We start from the raw sequence: 14,337 nt of genomic DNA, 5'->3' as shown, positions 1-14,337 counted from the left end.
CGGGGCCTGCGGCACCGCCTCCTAGAACCACATCCTGACGCCGGCTACCCAGCGCGTATCACGGACATGATCCGCGTCGGCCCGGTCGGCGGTATCGCCGAACAGGCGCTCATGGCTGATGCCGATGTACGGCGCGAAGCGGCGACTGAACTCATAGCGCAGGCGCAGGCCGGCTTCGACCTTGTTGAGTCCGCGGCCGATGCGCTGGGCCGGCTCATCACGTGCGGCCAGCGTGGCTTCGACCATCGGCTGCAGGATCAGCCGGTTGCTCAGCAGCACCTCGTATTCCACTTCCGCGGTGGCCATCAGCTGGCCGCCGGAGCCGGCGTACAGCGTGGCCGAGGTTTCGAACTTGTACGGCGCCAGGCCCTGGATGCCCAGCGCGGCCCAGGTGCGCGAGTCCGCCGGCCGGAAGTCCTGCTTCACACCGGCCAGCACGTCCCACCACGGGGAAATGCTGCGGCCGTACAGCACTTCCAGGTCCGCCGCATCGGTGCGGCCGCCGCTGCGTTCGCCTTCGCTGCGCAGCCACACGCGGTTGATGTCACCGCCGACCCAGCCGGTGGCTTCCCAGGCCTGTCCGGTGCCATGGCGCCCGTCCCAGTGTTCCAACCGATCCACCAGCAGCAGGCTGTTGATGGAGGGGGCGTGCTGCATGGCGGCGTGGTCGATGGCGGGGAAAGCCGCTGCACGGTCGGCGGCGGTGACCGCGGGAATCGGCTCGCGCGGCAACGCTGCAGCATCATGCTGCGCATGGCCCATCTGCGAGTGATCCATGCCGGAATGATCCATCTTCGAATGGTCCATCTGCGAATGGTCCATCGTGGAGTGGTCCATCTGCGAATGGTCCATCGTGGAGTGGTCCATCTTCGAGTGGTCCACCACCGACGCTGCCGGGGCGGCGTGGTGATCGTGCGACTGCGCCAGCGCGGGTAACGCCGCCAGCATCGTCAGGCCGATGGCACTGCGTGCAAGGTTCAAGGAGACGCTCATTCTTCGATCCTCACTTCGCGCATCATGCCCGCTTCCATGTGGTACAGCAGGTGGCAGTGGAATGCCCACCGGCCCAGTGCATCGGCGCGTACGCGATAGCTGCGGCGGGTGCCCGGCGGCATGTCCACCGTGTGCTTGCGCAGTTGGAAATCGCCCTGCGCATCTTCCAGGTCGCTCCACACGCCATGCAGGTGGATGGGGTGCTGCATCATGGTGTCGTTGACCAGCACGATGCGCATGCGCTCGCCGTAGTTCAGCCGCAGCGGCTCGGCCCCGGCGAAGGGGATGCCATCGAAGGACCAGGCGAACTTCTCCATGTTGCCGGTGAGGTGCAGTTCCACCTCGCGGCCGGGCTCGCGCCCATCGGGATCGTCGAACAGGCTGCGCATCGCGCCGTAGGTCAGTACCTGGCGGCCGTTGTCGCGCAGGCCGATGCCCGGATCGTCCAGCTTCGGGTCGGTGGCGCTGCTCTGCATGTCCACCAGCGGATTGCCGCGCTCGCTGCGTGGATGGGTGACCTTCGTGGGCATGGCGGCGCCTGCACCGTGCGCAGCATGGCCGGCGTGTGCGCCGTGATCCATGGCGGGCATGGCGTGGTCCATGCTGTGTCCGGACATGCCGCCGTGGTCCATCGCATGGCCCATGTCGTGGCCCATGTCGGACATGGTCAGCAGTGGGCGCGGGTCGCGCGCGGGAACCGGTGCCTGCAGCCCGTGGCGAACCGCCAGGGTGCCGGCGGCGAAGCCGGTGCGGCCCATGTCCTGGCAGAAGACGGTGTACGCATCCTGCCCGCTGGGTTCCACCAGCACATCGAAGGTTTCGGCCGGGGCGATGCGGAACTCATCGACGCTGACCGGGTGGATGTACTGCCCATCGGCGGCGACCACGGTCAACTTCAGGCCGGGGATGCGCACGTCGAAGTAGGTCATCGAGCCGCCGTTGATGAAGCGCAGCAGCACTTTCTCGCCGCTGCGGAACAGGCCGGTCCAGTTGCCCGCCGGCGCCGTGCCGTTCATCAGGTAGGTGTAGGTATGCGCGTTGACATCGGAGATGTCGGTCGGGGTCATCCGCATCCGGCCCCACATGCCGCGGTCGGACAGCGCCGCGCCCCAGCCGTCGCGGCGCGCATCGCGCAGGAAGTCGGGCAGGGTGCGCTTGTAGTAGTTGTCGTGCTCGGCGAGTTTCTTCATGCGCCGGAACAGCGCGCCGGGATCCAGGTCGGTCCAGTCCGAAAGAAGGATCACGTGTTCGCGATCAAAGGCATACGGCGGCGGCTGCGCCGGGTCGATGATCAGCGCGCCGTACAGCCCGGCCTGCTCCTGGAACATGGAATGGCTGTGATACCAGTAGGTACCGGACTGCTTCAGGGTGAAGCGGTAGTGGTAGGCCTCGCCCGGGGCGATGCCGTTGAAGCTGAGGCCCGGCACGCCGTCCATGTTGGCCGGTAGCAGGATGCCGTGCCAGTGGATCGACGTGGGGTGGTGGGCCAGCGTGTTGCGCACGTGGATGTCCACGGTCTGGCCTTCGCGCCAGCGCAGGATCGGCGCGGGCAGGCTGCCGTTGACGGTGATGGCCGGACGGGTGCGGCCGGTGAAATTGGCCGCCGATTCGCCGATGGCCAGTTCGATGTGGGAGTGGCCGAGGACCTGCGGCGCGGTAGCCAGGGCAGGACCGGCGGCAGCGAGCGCGCGCGAGGGAAGACCGGTGGCGGCGGCCCCGGCGACCACGCCACCGGCGGCCAGGCCCTGCACGAACAGGCGGCGTGACGGTTGGGCCGGGTGGCCCGGACCATTGGAAGAAGAAAAACGCATTGTAGGAAACTCCAGACGCAGGACATCACCGGTCCGGCGCAGCGGCGCGCGGGCCAGCATCGAGTCACGCCACGGGCGTGGGCGTTGGAATCAGCCGATGGGAGGGCGTTGGATCCGTGGCAGCGCGGGCATGGGATGGCCCGGTGCATGCTGTTGCGGCGGCTGTGTGCCGGCGTAGTCGGCGGCCAACAGGGCAAGTCCCTCGGCGGCCAGCGCCGGTTGCTGCGCACAGGTACGCACGCAGTCCTTCAGCTTGCAGTGGGCATCGTCCGGCGCTGCCTGGGTCTGGTGATCGCTGGCGTGCGGCGGTTGCATGCCGGCCTGTGCCGGGGCGTGCCCGTGGCATGGAGGCGCTGCAGCGGGGGCCGTTTCAGGCGCATCCAGGCGGTGTTCTCCGGCCATGGCCGCGTTCAGTCCGTTGAGCAACAGACTGATCATCAGCACCACGCGCAGCAGGAGGGAGGCCACGGACATGGCGCTACCTTAGCCGGATCGTCGCGTAGATGCAGCCCCGCCTGAACCGCTGGTTCAATCCTGGAGCAGCGCGAGGCATCTGCCGTCAGCCTTGTTCACGCACCACCTCGATCAGCTGCGGACCGTAGCGCGACAGCTTGGTGCCGCCGATACCGCCGACCCGGGCCAGTTCATCCAGCGAGGTCGGGCGCTGTTCGGCGATGTTGCGCAGGGTGCTGTCATGGAAGATCACGAAAGCCGGCACGTTCTGCTCGCGGGCCAGTTCGGCGCGCAGCCCCCGCAGCGCGTTGAACAGCGCCAGGTCCTGCGGCAGCACCGACAGGCCGCTGCCGCTGCGCTGGGTGCTGCGTTCGCGGCTGCTGCTCGGGGCGCTGTCGCGGCGCATGCTGATCTGCCGCTGGCCCTTGAGCACCTCGCGGCTGGCGTCGGTCAGGCGCAGGCCGCCATGGCCGGCGGTGTCCACTTCCAGCACGCTGGTGGCCACCAGCTGGCGGAAAACGCTGCGCCAGGTCCGCGCGTCGAGGTCCTTGCCGATGCCATAGGTACTCAGCTTTTCATGGCCGCTCTGGCGCACCTTGTCGTTCTCGCTGCCGCGCAGGATGTCGATCAGGTGGCCCACGCCATAGCGCTGGCCACTGCGGTACACGCAGCTCAGCGCCTTCTGCGCCGGGATGGTGGCATCCCAGGCCGCCGGTGGGGTAAGGCAGTTGTCACAGTTGCCGCAGGCCTGCGGATAGGTCTCGCCGAAGCCGGCCAGCAGCACCTGGCGCCGGCATTGCATGGACTCGCAGTAGCCCAGCAGGTGGTCCAGCTTGGAGCGTTCCAGTTGCTTGCGCTCTTCCCCGGCCTCGGACTGTTCGATCATCTGCTTGAGCAGCACCACATCGCCCAGGCCATAGCACAGCCAGGCTTCGGCGGGCTCGCCGTCGCGGCCGGCGCGGCCGGTTTCCTGGTAGTAGCCCTCCATGGATTTGGGCAGGTCGGTATGGGCGACGAAGCGTACGTCCGGCTTGTCGATGCCCATGCCGAAGGCGATGGTGGCGCACATCACGATGCCGTCCTCGCGCAGGAAGCGGCGCTGGTTGTTGGCGCGCACTTCGGCCGGCAGGCCGGCGTGGTAGGGCAGGGCGGTAAAGCCTTGGCTGCACAGGAACTCGGCGGTTTCCTCGACCTTGCGCCGCGACATGCAGTAGACGATGCCGGCCTGGTCGCGGTGGCTGCGCAGGAAGCCGGTCAGCTGCTGGCGCGCGTTGTCCTTCTGCACCACGGTGTAGCGGATGTTGGGGCGATCGAAGGAGCTGACGAAGTGCCGCGCCTGGGCCAGGTCGAGGCGTTCGGCGATTTCGCGCTGGGTGGGCGGGTCGGCAGTGGCGGTCAGGGCCAGCCGCGGGATATCCGGCCAGCGCTCGTGCAGGACGGTGAGCTGGCGGTATTCCGGGCGGAAGTCGTGGCCCCACTGCGACACGCAGTGCGCTTCGTCGATGGCGAACAGGGCGATCCGGCTGCGCGAGAGCAACGACAGGAACCGTCCGGTCAGCAGGCGCTCGGGAGCGACGTACAGCATGTCGAGCTCGCCGGCCAGCAGGTCGCGTTCGACGCGCGCGGCGGTTTCGCCATCCAGGGTGGAGTTCAGGAATTCGGCGCGCACGCCGAGCTGGCGCAGGGCTTCGACCTGGTCCTGCATCAGCGCGATCAATGGGGAAATGATGATGCCGCAGCCATCGCGCAGCAGGGCCGGGACCTGGTAGCAGAGCGACTTGCCGCCGCCGGTGGGCATCAGGACAAGGGCATCATGGCCGGCAGCGACGTGCTCGACGATGTCCCGTTGCGGGCCGCGGAAGTCGTCGTAACCAAAGACGCGGCGGAGCAGCTCGTGCGCGGGACTGGAAGGCATCCCGCTAGTTTACCCGTTCGCGCGGGGTGCTGTTCTGCGCGAACGTCAAAAGCGGCAGGGCTGTGTGGAGGGCGGGGCGGGGAGGCTGTGCAGGACACGCCGTGAACCCGTCCATGGGGGCTCGCTGTTGCCATCCATGGCAACAGACGGTCCTGCACAGCCTCCCCGCCCCATCTCCGACAGCTTCCCGGTGGCCACGGGCATGCGGTGAGGCAGGCTCTGGTAGCGCCGAGCCACGCTCGGCGGGAACCACCAAACACCATGCCGCTGCGCCATCCAGCCATCCACGCATCCACGCCATCTGGCCGCGTGCAAACCCCCCTTTGTTAAGGGGGGTGCGCCGACAGGCGGGGGGATAGGAGGGATGCGGGGGCAGGAGCCGTGCGGCGCAGCCGCATGGCTCCTGCTAAGGGGGGCGCGCCGATAGGCGGGGGGATAGGAGGGATGCGGGGGCAGGAACGCAGTGGGGCTTCGCCCCGCTGCCTTACTGCAGCAGGGAGCGCAGCATCCAGGCGTACTTCTCATGGGTCTGCAGGCGCTGGGTCATCAGGTCTTCAGTGGGGGCGTCGTCGGCGTCGTCGGCCACGTCCAGTACCTGGCGGGCGGTGCGGCAGACCGCTTCGTTGGCGACCACCAGCTGGCGTACCATTTCACGCCAGTCAGCGCTGTTGGTCAGGCCGGGCTCTTCTGGGATGGAGGTCAGCGCGGCGAACTCGCGGTAGGAGCCCGGTGCGTTGAAGCCCAGTGCGCGGATGCGCTCGGCCACTTCGTCCAGTGCGGCCCACTGTTCGGTGTACTGGGTCTCGAACATGGCGTGCAGCGAGTTGAACATCGACCCGGTCACGTTCCAATGGAAGTTGTGGGTTTTCAGGTACAAAGTGAACGCGTCAGCCTGGTAGCGCGACAGACCGTCGGCGATCTTCTTGCGCTCGCCTTCCTTGATCCCGATATCAATGCCAGGTGCCGAAGGTGCTGCCGAAGCGAGCTTCTGCTTGCCGGTCTGGGTGGCCTTCGCGTTGGCCAGTGCCGGGGCCTTGGTGATGCTCTTGGTCTTTGCCATGGGGACGTTTCTCCTTGTGGATGAGATGATCTTCACGATAGACCAGAACTAATGTCTGGTCGCTATCAAGTTTTTAAACGAATCGATTGATGAACTCTATTGAAAAAAACCCGGCCTCCCGCCTGCCCCAGCAGCGGACCGCCCTCGACGGCGCGATGACCCGCGACCGGGGGCGCCTGCTCGGCATGCTCGCGCGCTGGCAATCCAAACCGCAGGATGCTGGCCTGGCACAAGCCTTCGAGCAGGCACTGCAGGCGTCGGTACAGCGCCGCCAGGCAAGGGCCAGCCAGAAACCGGCCATTACTCTGGACCCGCAGCTGCCGATCGCGCGTGAAGCCGAGTCGATCATCGCGCTGATCCGTGACCATCAGGTGGTGGTGATCGCCGGTGAAACCGGCTCGGGCAAGACCACCCAGCTGCCCAAGCTGTGCCTGGCTGCCGGCCGAGGCGAAGCCGGGATGATCGGCTGCACCCAGCCGCGGCGCATCGCGGCGCGTGCCGTGGCCAGCCGCGTGGCGCAGGAACTGAACAGCGAACTGGGCCAGCTGGTGGGTTTCCAGGTGCGCTTCAACGACAAAGTCAGCGAAGACAGCCGCATCAAGTTCATGACCGACGGCATCCTGCTTGCGGAAATCGCCAGTGATCGCTGGTTGTCACGCTATGACACGATCATCGTCGACGAGGCGCACGAGCGCAGCCTCAACATCGATTTCCTGCTCGGCTACCTGAAGCAACTGCTGAAAAAGCGACCGGACCTGAAGTTGATCGTCACCTCGGCGACCATCGATACCGGACGTTTCGCCGAACATTTCGACGATGCGCCGGTGATCAGCGTGGAAGGGCGCACCTACCCGGTGGAGGTGCGCTACCGCGCGCTGGAAGGCGAGGGCGCAGCGCAGGGCGAGCGCACGGTCAACGATGCCATCGTCAGTGCGATCGATGAGATCACCCGGATCGACGCGCGCGGGGATGTGTTGATCTTCCTGCCGGGCGAGCGCGAGATCCGCGATGCCCACCAGTCGCTGGAACGGCGCAAGTACCGCCAGACCGAGGTGCTGCCGCTGTATGCCCGGCTGTCCAACCAGGACCAGGACCGGGTGTTCAACCCGGGCCCGAACCGGCGCATCGTGCTGGCCACCAACGTGGCCGAGACCTCGCTGACGGTGCCGCGCATCCGTTACGTGGTCGATCCTGGCTTCGCCCGCGTCAAGCGCTACAGCCCACGGCAGAAGCTGGATCGCCTGCATATCGAGCCGATCTCCCAGGCCAGCGCCAACCAGCGCAAGGGACGCTGCGGACGCGTGGCCGAGGGCATCTGCTACCGGCTGTACGCCGAAGCAGATTTCCAGGCCCGGCCGGACTTCACCGATCCGGAAATCCGGCGCTCCAGCCTGTCCGGGGTGATCCTGCGCATGCTGCAGCTGGGCCTGGGCCGGATCGAGGATTTCCCGTTCCTTGAAGCGCCGGACGAGCGCGCGGTTGCCGATGGCTGGCAGCAGTTGGCGGAACTGGGTGCCGTGGATGGCGAGCGCCGCCTGACGGCCGTGGGCAAGCAGATGGCGCGACTGCCGGTGGACGTCAAACTGGCGCGCATGCTGGTGGCCGCGCAGGCAGCCGGCTGCCTGAAGCCGATGCTGGTGATCGCTTCGTTCCTGGGCATCCAGGATCCGCGTGAGCGTCCGCCCGAAGCCCGTGGCGCGGCCGATGCCGCGCATGCCCAGTTCGCCGATGGACGTTCGGAGTTCGTCGGCGTGCTACGGCTGTGGGATGCTTACCGCCAGGCCCATGAAGACCTGACCCAGTCCAAGCTGCGTGACTGGTGCGGGCGCAATTTCCTCGGTTTCCTGCGCATGCGCGAGTGGCGCGAGCTGCATCGACAGCTGCGCCTGCTGTGCGAGGAACTGGGCTGGACCGAAGAGGCTGTCGAGGCCTCGCTGGCACCGCTGCTGGCGGGCAGCAAGGCACCGGCCGCGGCCAGCGATGACGCCACCGCGATCAAGGCCACGCGTGGCCAGCTGCACCGCGCTGCGCGACTGGCGCGCGAAGGCAAGCCGGCCGAGCAGGCGCCTGCGCCGGTGGCGGTACGCGCGCAGAAGGAGCAGGCACCGGAAGGCGGTGGCTTCAGCGAGCGCGCCCGGTCCGCTGCCTACCAGACGCTGCATCGCGCGCTGATTGCCGGGTTGCCCACGCAGATCGGCCACCGTACCGAAAAGGGCGATTTCCAGGCGCCGCGCCAGCGCCGTTTCCAGCCGTTCCCGGGCTCTACGCTGGCCAAGCGGCCGCCGCCGTGGCTGCTCGCCGCCACCCTGCTGGATACGCAGAAGATCTGGGGCCTGACCAATGCGGCGATCGAGCCGGACTGGGTGATCGCCGAGCTGCCGCACCTGCTGCTGCGCAAGCACTTCGATCCGCACTGGTCGCGTGCGCAGGGACAGGTGCTGGCCTCGGAACAGATCAGCCTGTTCGGGTTGGTGCTGGCGCCGAAAAAGCCCGTGCACTACGGCCGCATCGAGCCGGCCGAAGCGCACGACATCTTCGTGCGCCAGGCGCTGGTGACCGGTGAGATCACTACCCGCGCCAGCTTCGTCGCCGACAACCAGAAAGTGCTGGAACAGGCGCGCGAAGAGGAAGCCAAGCTGCGGCGCGCCGGTATCGTCGCCGACGAAGGCTGGCAGGCACGCTGGTACCTGGACCGGATTCCATCGGAGATCCACTCCGCGGCCGGACTGGATACCTGGTGGAAGAGCCTGCCGCCTGCGCAGCGGCATGGCTTGTCCTGGTCACTCGTCGATCTGCTGCCGGGCGAAGGCAGCGAAGAAGACCGGTTCCCGAAGTATTTCGCGCTGGGCGATGCCCGGCTGCCGCTGAATTACCGCTTCGAGCCGGGCGCGGACGACGATGGCGTAACGCTGGACGTGCCGCTGCACCTGCTCAATGCACTGGATCCGGTGCAACTGGGCTGGCTGGCGCCGGGCTTCGTGGCGGACAAGGCCACGGCGTTGATCCGCAGCCTGCCCAAGGCGATGCGGCGCAACTATGTGCCCGCACCGGACTTCGCACGGGCCTTCGCCGAAGCGTTCCCGCAGCCCAGTGCCGATGACATCCGCGGCGAGCTGGCACGGTTCCTGTCGCGTGCGACGGGCGCGCCGGTGGCCGCGCTCGACTTCGACCTGGAAGCGGTCGATACCCACCTGCACATGAACCTGCGCCTGCGCGACGAGCAGGGCAGAGTACTGGCAACCTCGCGTGACCTGGAGGGACTGCGCGCACGCTTTGGTGACAAGGCCGGCCATGCCTTCGCTGCGCGTGCAGGGCGTGACATGGCCGCAGAAGGGCTGCGCGATTTCCCGTCTGCACCGATCCCGTCGCAGGTGCCCGGCGAAGCCGGTGTGCCGGCTTACCCGGCACTGGTGGACGAAGTGGATTCGGCGGCGCTGCGCATCTTTGCCGATCCGCAGCAGGCCGCTGAGGCGCATCCACGCGGCGTACGCCGACTGTTGGAGATCGGCTTGGCCGAGAAGGCCAAGCAGGCGCGCAAGCAGTTGCCGGTGTCACCGAAAACCGGCCTGTTGTACGCGGCCATCGAGTCGCAGGAACGGTTGCGCGGTGACATCGTCGACGCGGCGATGAATGCCGTGCTGGCCGAAGGCCTGGACGCGATCCGTGACCCGCAGGCGTTCGCGCAGCGGCGTGACAGTGCGGGCAAGGCACTGTTCGGCGAGGCGATGGAGCGCCTGAAGCTCGCAGAATCGATCCTCGGCCTGGTGGCCGAGATCAAACCCGCGCTGGAGGCACCGCTGATGGGCTGGGCACGCGGCAACCTGGATGACATGGAACGGCAGCTGGCGGGGTTGGTACATGCCGGTTTCCTGCGTGATACGCCTGCCGAGGCGCTGTCGCAGTACCCGCGCTATCTCAAGGCCATGCTGCTGCGGACCGAGCGCGCCAAGCGCGATCCGCCACGAGACCAGGCCCGCATGCTGGAACTGCATCCGTTCCTGGAGGCGCTGCAGAAGGGTCGTGAGCAGGGGATGCAGGATCGGCCACAGTGGCAGGCGCTGCGTTGGGACGTGGAGGAACTACGTGTCTCACTGTTCGCGCAGGAACTGATCGGGCGCGGTGGCATTTCGGCCAAGAAGGTTGCCCAGCGCGCTGCCGAACTGGGGGGCATCCGCCGCTGACTCGCAGCGCTCATGCCTATTGAGTAGGTGATCTTCGTTGATAACCTCGATTCCGTGCAGATGATCAAGGCACGAAGGGTGTGTTTTGCTTTCCCATGGACGCGTCGGACAACCGCCGACGCTCACCCGGGATTGTCATGAAGTCGCATCCATCCATCCTCCCCGTCGCATTGGCCAGCCTGTTCTGCGCGAGCGGGATCCTCGAGTCCGCATCGGCGGCTGCGCCTGCACCGGATGACGACCGGCTGGCGCAGCCTTCCATCATTGGCGGGCAGGATGCACGGCAGGGCCAGTTTCCTTTCATGGTGTCGATTCAGCGGCCAGGACTGGATGGAGTCGAGCACTTCTGCGGAGGCACCCTGATCAGCCCCTCGGTCGTGCTGACTGCAGCGCACTGCGTTTACGGGTACGCGCGTGGCGAGCCGGACCGCGACCCGGCCGACCTGGTGTTGGTGATCAACCGCGCCCATCTCGGTGCCGCAACCAGCGGCGTTGTACGGCGTGTGTCGCGTGGGGGCGGCAATTTCCAGATATATGTCCATCCCGACTGGCCACCCAAGGGCGGCTCCGGCACCGATGCGGCCGTCGTCCTGTTGGATGAATCCGTTCCGGGCGTACCGATCATCCGACTGCCCAGCCCGGGGAGTGATGTGTTTGAACGGTCCGGCACGCAGCTGACGACCGCCGGCTGGGGCAACATGTCCAGTGATGACTTCGAACCCGCCACGCAGTTGCAGTGGGTGCAGGTGCCGATATTGGCGCCTTGGGAGTGTTCGTTCGCCTACCCGGGCCCGGAGCCGGAGGACATGTTCGATCCCCAGCGCCAGGTGTGCGCCGGTGTGACCGGGCGTGATTCGTGCCAGGGTGACTCCGGCGGACCGCTGTTCGCCACCACGCCGAACGGCGGGCCGGCGGTCCAGGTCGGGATCGTGAGCTGGGGAATCGGCTGCGCAATGACAGGTTACCCCGGCGTGTACACCCGGCTGTCCAACCCGGAAACCCATCTCTTCCTGTCGCGCTTCGTCCGCTACTGAGTGGCCGCCGATAGTGAGCCGATCCTGCTGGACCCCGCTGGCCCGGCGCGGCGTCACTTCACCCGCTTCACCTTGGCACGGGTGTTCACGCCGGGAATCTGCAGATACCAGGCGCCGCTGACCGACGGGGCGATGCTGACCTGCGGGTCCTGCCGACGCACGCCGCCGACATTGGCACTGTCGGTCTGCTCCCAATGCTGGCCGTTGGCCAACACATACACCCGGCCCTGGGAGAAGCCGCGGAACTCGCCCGGCAGCACGCTGGTGATCGGTTCGCGGCTGCCGAAGTCGAAGAAGCCGCGGTGTTCTTCGACGACGGCCCTGCGGCCCTCTTCGCGCGCGACCTGCACGGCGGCGGCCGACGCGGCTTCCACCTTGCCCTGCAGCCAGCGATTCAGGGAGGCCAGCTCGGCCGGCTGCAGTTTTTCCAGTCCAGCGGCCTTGAATTCGGCCGGGCTCATCTGCTGCTGCAGGTCACCTTCCACGGTGCGCTGGGCCCAGGCCGAGAACGAAACGGCCAGCAGGGCCAGCGAGCAGGCAAGCAGGCGGGGCGAGGGCAAGGTCATCGGGTGGTTTCCATGGGGATCTGGGCCGAGTGTAGGGCAGCCGCGCCGGGAATGAACATGGGGGCGCGGATGTCCCCGCAACGATTGTTCCTGAACGGGTGCGGCGCTAGTGTAGGTCGTACCCGTCTTATCTGTGATCGTCGTGAACCGCGCTTCCGTACCTGGCCTGGATGCCCTGTTGAACCGCCCATCCGCCTCGGCGGTCCACGAACCGTTGCGCGAGGCATTGCTCGGAGCGTGGACCCAGGTCGGCCACGGCGAGACGGTCGACGCCAACTGGTCGATACTGGGCGATACGTTCGACGCTTTGGCATTGCTCTCGGCCGACGAAAGCTCGCTGGTGGCCGCGCTGCTGTTCGATCTACCCGCATTGCGCGGCCGCGTTGCCGGCCTGCCGCTGGCCAACCCGGCCGCCGTCACCGGCCTGCTGGACGGCCTGGATGCTGCAGACCAGGTATGGGCGTTGCATGCCGGGCGCGAAGCGGGCCGCAACAGCGAAGGCCTGCGTCGGCTGCTGCTGGCGATCATCCAGGACCTGCGCGTGGTGCCCCTGCTGTTGGCCCGGCAGCTGGCGAGGATGCGCGCGGCGGACAAGCTGGACGACGAAGAGCAGCGCCGCGCGCTGGCCCAGCTGACCCGTGACATCCATGCGCCGCTGGCCAACCGGCTGGGTATCTGGCAGCTGAAATGGGAGCTGGAAGACCTGGCGTTCCGGCATCTGGAGCCGGATACCTACCGGCGCATCGCACGCGAAGTGGATGAGACCCGCGTTGCGCGCGAACGCTACGTGGAGAACGTCAAGAAACTGCTGTCACGCGACCTGGCGGCCAATGGCATCAACGCCGAAGTCAGTGGCCGACCGAAACACATCTACAGCATCTGGCGGAAGATGCAGAAGAAGCGCCTGTCTTTCGACCAGCTGTACGATATCCGCGCGGTGCGGGTGATGGTCGACGATGTGGGCGCCTGCTATGCCGCGCTGGGTGTGGTGCATGCACTGTGGGCGCCGGTGCCAAGCGAATTCGACGATTACATCGCCCGCCCCAAGGCCAACGACTACCGATCGTTGCATACCGCCGTGGTCGGGCCGGAAGGGCGCACGATCGAGGTGCAGATCCGCACCCATGAAATGCATGCGCAGGCCGAACTCGGCGTGGCCGCCCACTGGAAGTACAAGGAAGGCGGCAAGGGCGGCGAGAAGGCGTTCGACCGCAAGATCACCTGGATGCGGCAGCTGCTGGAGCAGGCACAGGAAGCTTCGGCGAGTGGACTGGCCGGTGCGCTGGATGCCGAGCTCACCGAGGACCGGGTGTATGCGCTCAGTCCCAAGGGCGAGGTGATGGACCTGCCACAGGGCGCCACGCCGCTGGATTTCGCCTACCACGTGCACACCATGGTCGGGCATCGGTGCCGTGGAGCGAAGATCAACGGCCGCATCGTGCCGCTGACCTATCGGCTGCGCAGCGGTGATCGGGTGGAGATCCTGACTGCCAAGGAGGCCGACCCGCGGCGCGACTGGCTGTTGCCGGCCAACGGTTACCTCGCCAGCAATCGATCACGCGAGAAGGTGCGCAACTGGTTCCACAAGCTGGATCGCGCGCGCAACGTGCAGGCCGGCCGCGAGCTGCTGGACAGGGAGCTGAAACGCCTGGGCCTGGCGCAGGCTGATCTTTCCACGGTGCTGAAGAAATTCCATGCCGACAGTGCGGACGACCTGTACATCCAGGTGGCTCTGGGCGACACCGGCCCCAACCAGGTCAGCCGGGCACTCCTGGAGGCTGAACGTGCCGCCAGCCAGCCCCCTGCGCCGCCGGCCCTGCCACGTCCGACGGCACGCCGCGAGGCCCTGGGCAAAAGCAAGTTCACCGTGCAGGGCGTGGGCAACCTGCTGGTTCAGTTGGCGCGTTGCTGCCAGCCGGTGTCCGGCGAACCCATCGTGGGTTACCTCACGCGTACCCGCGGGGTGACCGTGCACCGCGCCGATTGCCCATCGCTGGCACGCCTGTCGGCAGCCAGTCCGCAGCGCATCCTGCCGGTGGAATGGGGCCAGGCGGGCAGCGGCTATGAGGTGGATGTGGTGATCGATGCAGTGGACCGGCGTTGGCTGCTGAAGGACATCACCAACCTGATCGCGCAGGAAGAGGCCTATGTGCTGGACATCCACAGCGACAACGTCCGCAACAGTGGCCAGGCCCACCTGCGCCTGCGGCTGAAAGTCAGCGACTTCGACCAGCTCTCCGCGCTCCTGGGCAAGATGGATGCGCTGCCTGGCGTCAGCCAGGTCCGCAGGCTGGGCTGAACTTCACGTCATCCGGGCTAGTCTT

Annotated in this window: 9 protein-coding genes; 3 read left to right on the top strand and 6 right to left on the bottom strand. The window is 67.1% G+C overall.

The genetic code is table 11. The features are described 5' to 3' along the window. Nucleotides 1-21: 21 nt before the first annotated feature. The 5 genes from IFT63_RS10430 to IFT63_RS10410 form a co-directional block, all read right to left on the bottom strand. A complete protein-coding gene (locus IFT63_RS10430; RefSeq protein ID WP_192084028.1) occupies nucleotides 22-993 on the bottom strand; it encodes a copper resistance protein B in 972 nt (323 codons plus the stop codon). Beyond that, nucleotides 990-2,804, bottom strand: a complete 1,815-nt coding sequence (locus IFT63_RS10425; RefSeq protein ID WP_192084027.1) for a copper resistance system multicopper oxidase — start codon at nucleotides 2,802-2,804, stop codon at nucleotides 990-992. Before IFT63_RS10425 ends, IFT63_RS10430 begins: the two co-directional genes overlap by 4 nt. A 90-nt stretch (nucleotides 2,805-2,894) precedes the next feature. Then, entirely contained in the window at nucleotides 2,895-3,278 is a 384-nt protein-coding gene (locus tag IFT63_RS10420) for a CopL family metal-binding regulatory protein (protein WP_042615483.1), read from the bottom strand. 85 nt (nucleotides 3,279-3,363) lie between these two features. Then, nucleotides 3,364-5,172 (bottom strand): DNA helicase RecQ, encoded by a 1,809-nt coding sequence (recQ, locus tag IFT63_RS10415; protein WP_191771820.1) that lies wholly within the window; start codon nucleotides 5,170-5,172, stop codon nucleotides 3,364-3,366. 484 nt (nucleotides 5,173-5,656) lie between these two features. Beyond that, nucleotides 5,657-6,232, bottom strand: a complete 576-nt coding sequence (locus tag IFT63_RS10410; protein ID WP_192084026.1) for a Dps family protein — start codon at nucleotides 6,230-6,232, stop codon at nucleotides 5,657-5,659. Nucleotides 6,233-6,321: 89 nt separating this feature from the next. On the opposite strand from IFT63_RS10410, the gene hrpA reads away from it, so the two are divergent. Continuing rightward, the gene (gene hrpA / locus IFT63_RS10405; RefSeq protein WP_192084025.1) at nucleotides 6,322-10,413 is read left to right on the top strand and encodes an ATP-dependent RNA helicase HrpA; all 4,092 of its coding nucleotides are present in this window, start codon (nucleotides 6,322-6,324) and stop codon (nucleotides 10,411-10,413) included. A gap of 137 nt (nucleotides 10,414-10,550) precedes the next feature. After that, complete coding sequence (locus tag IFT63_RS10400; RefSeq protein ID WP_192084024.1) at nucleotides 10,551-11,447, top strand: serine protease; 897 nt, start codon at nucleotides 10,551-10,553, stop codon at nucleotides 11,445-11,447. Nucleotides 11,448-11,500: 53 nt separating this feature from the next. Here IFT63_RS10400 and IFT63_RS10395 read toward each other — a convergent pair whose 3' ends face one another. Next, nucleotides 11,501-12,013 carry a hypothetical protein gene (locus tag IFT63_RS10395; protein WP_042615213.1) on the bottom strand — a complete coding sequence of 171 codons (513 nt, stop codon included), beginning with the start codon at nucleotides 12,011-12,013 and terminating at the stop codon, nucleotides 11,501-11,503. Between the two features lie 142 nt (nucleotides 12,014-12,155). Here IFT63_RS10395 and IFT63_RS10390 point away from each other — a divergent pair, with 142 nt between their 5' ends. After that, nucleotides 12,156-14,312, top strand: a complete 2,157-nt coding sequence (locus IFT63_RS10390; protein ID WP_192084023.1) for a RelA/SpoT family protein — start codon at nucleotides 12,156-12,158, stop codon at nucleotides 14,310-14,312. The last annotated feature ends 25 nt before the right edge of the window (nucleotides 14,313-14,337 follow it).

Origin of the sequence: Stenotrophomonas sp. CFBP 13724 (genome assembly GCF_014841975.1) — a bacterium.
Classification (GTDB): domain Bacteria; phylum Pseudomonadota; class Gammaproteobacteria; order Xanthomonadales; family Xanthomonadaceae; genus Stenotrophomonas; species Stenotrophomonas lacuserhaii.
Note: the sequence above shows the minus strand (reverse complement) of the source record. Positions and strands in the feature narration are given on the sequence as shown.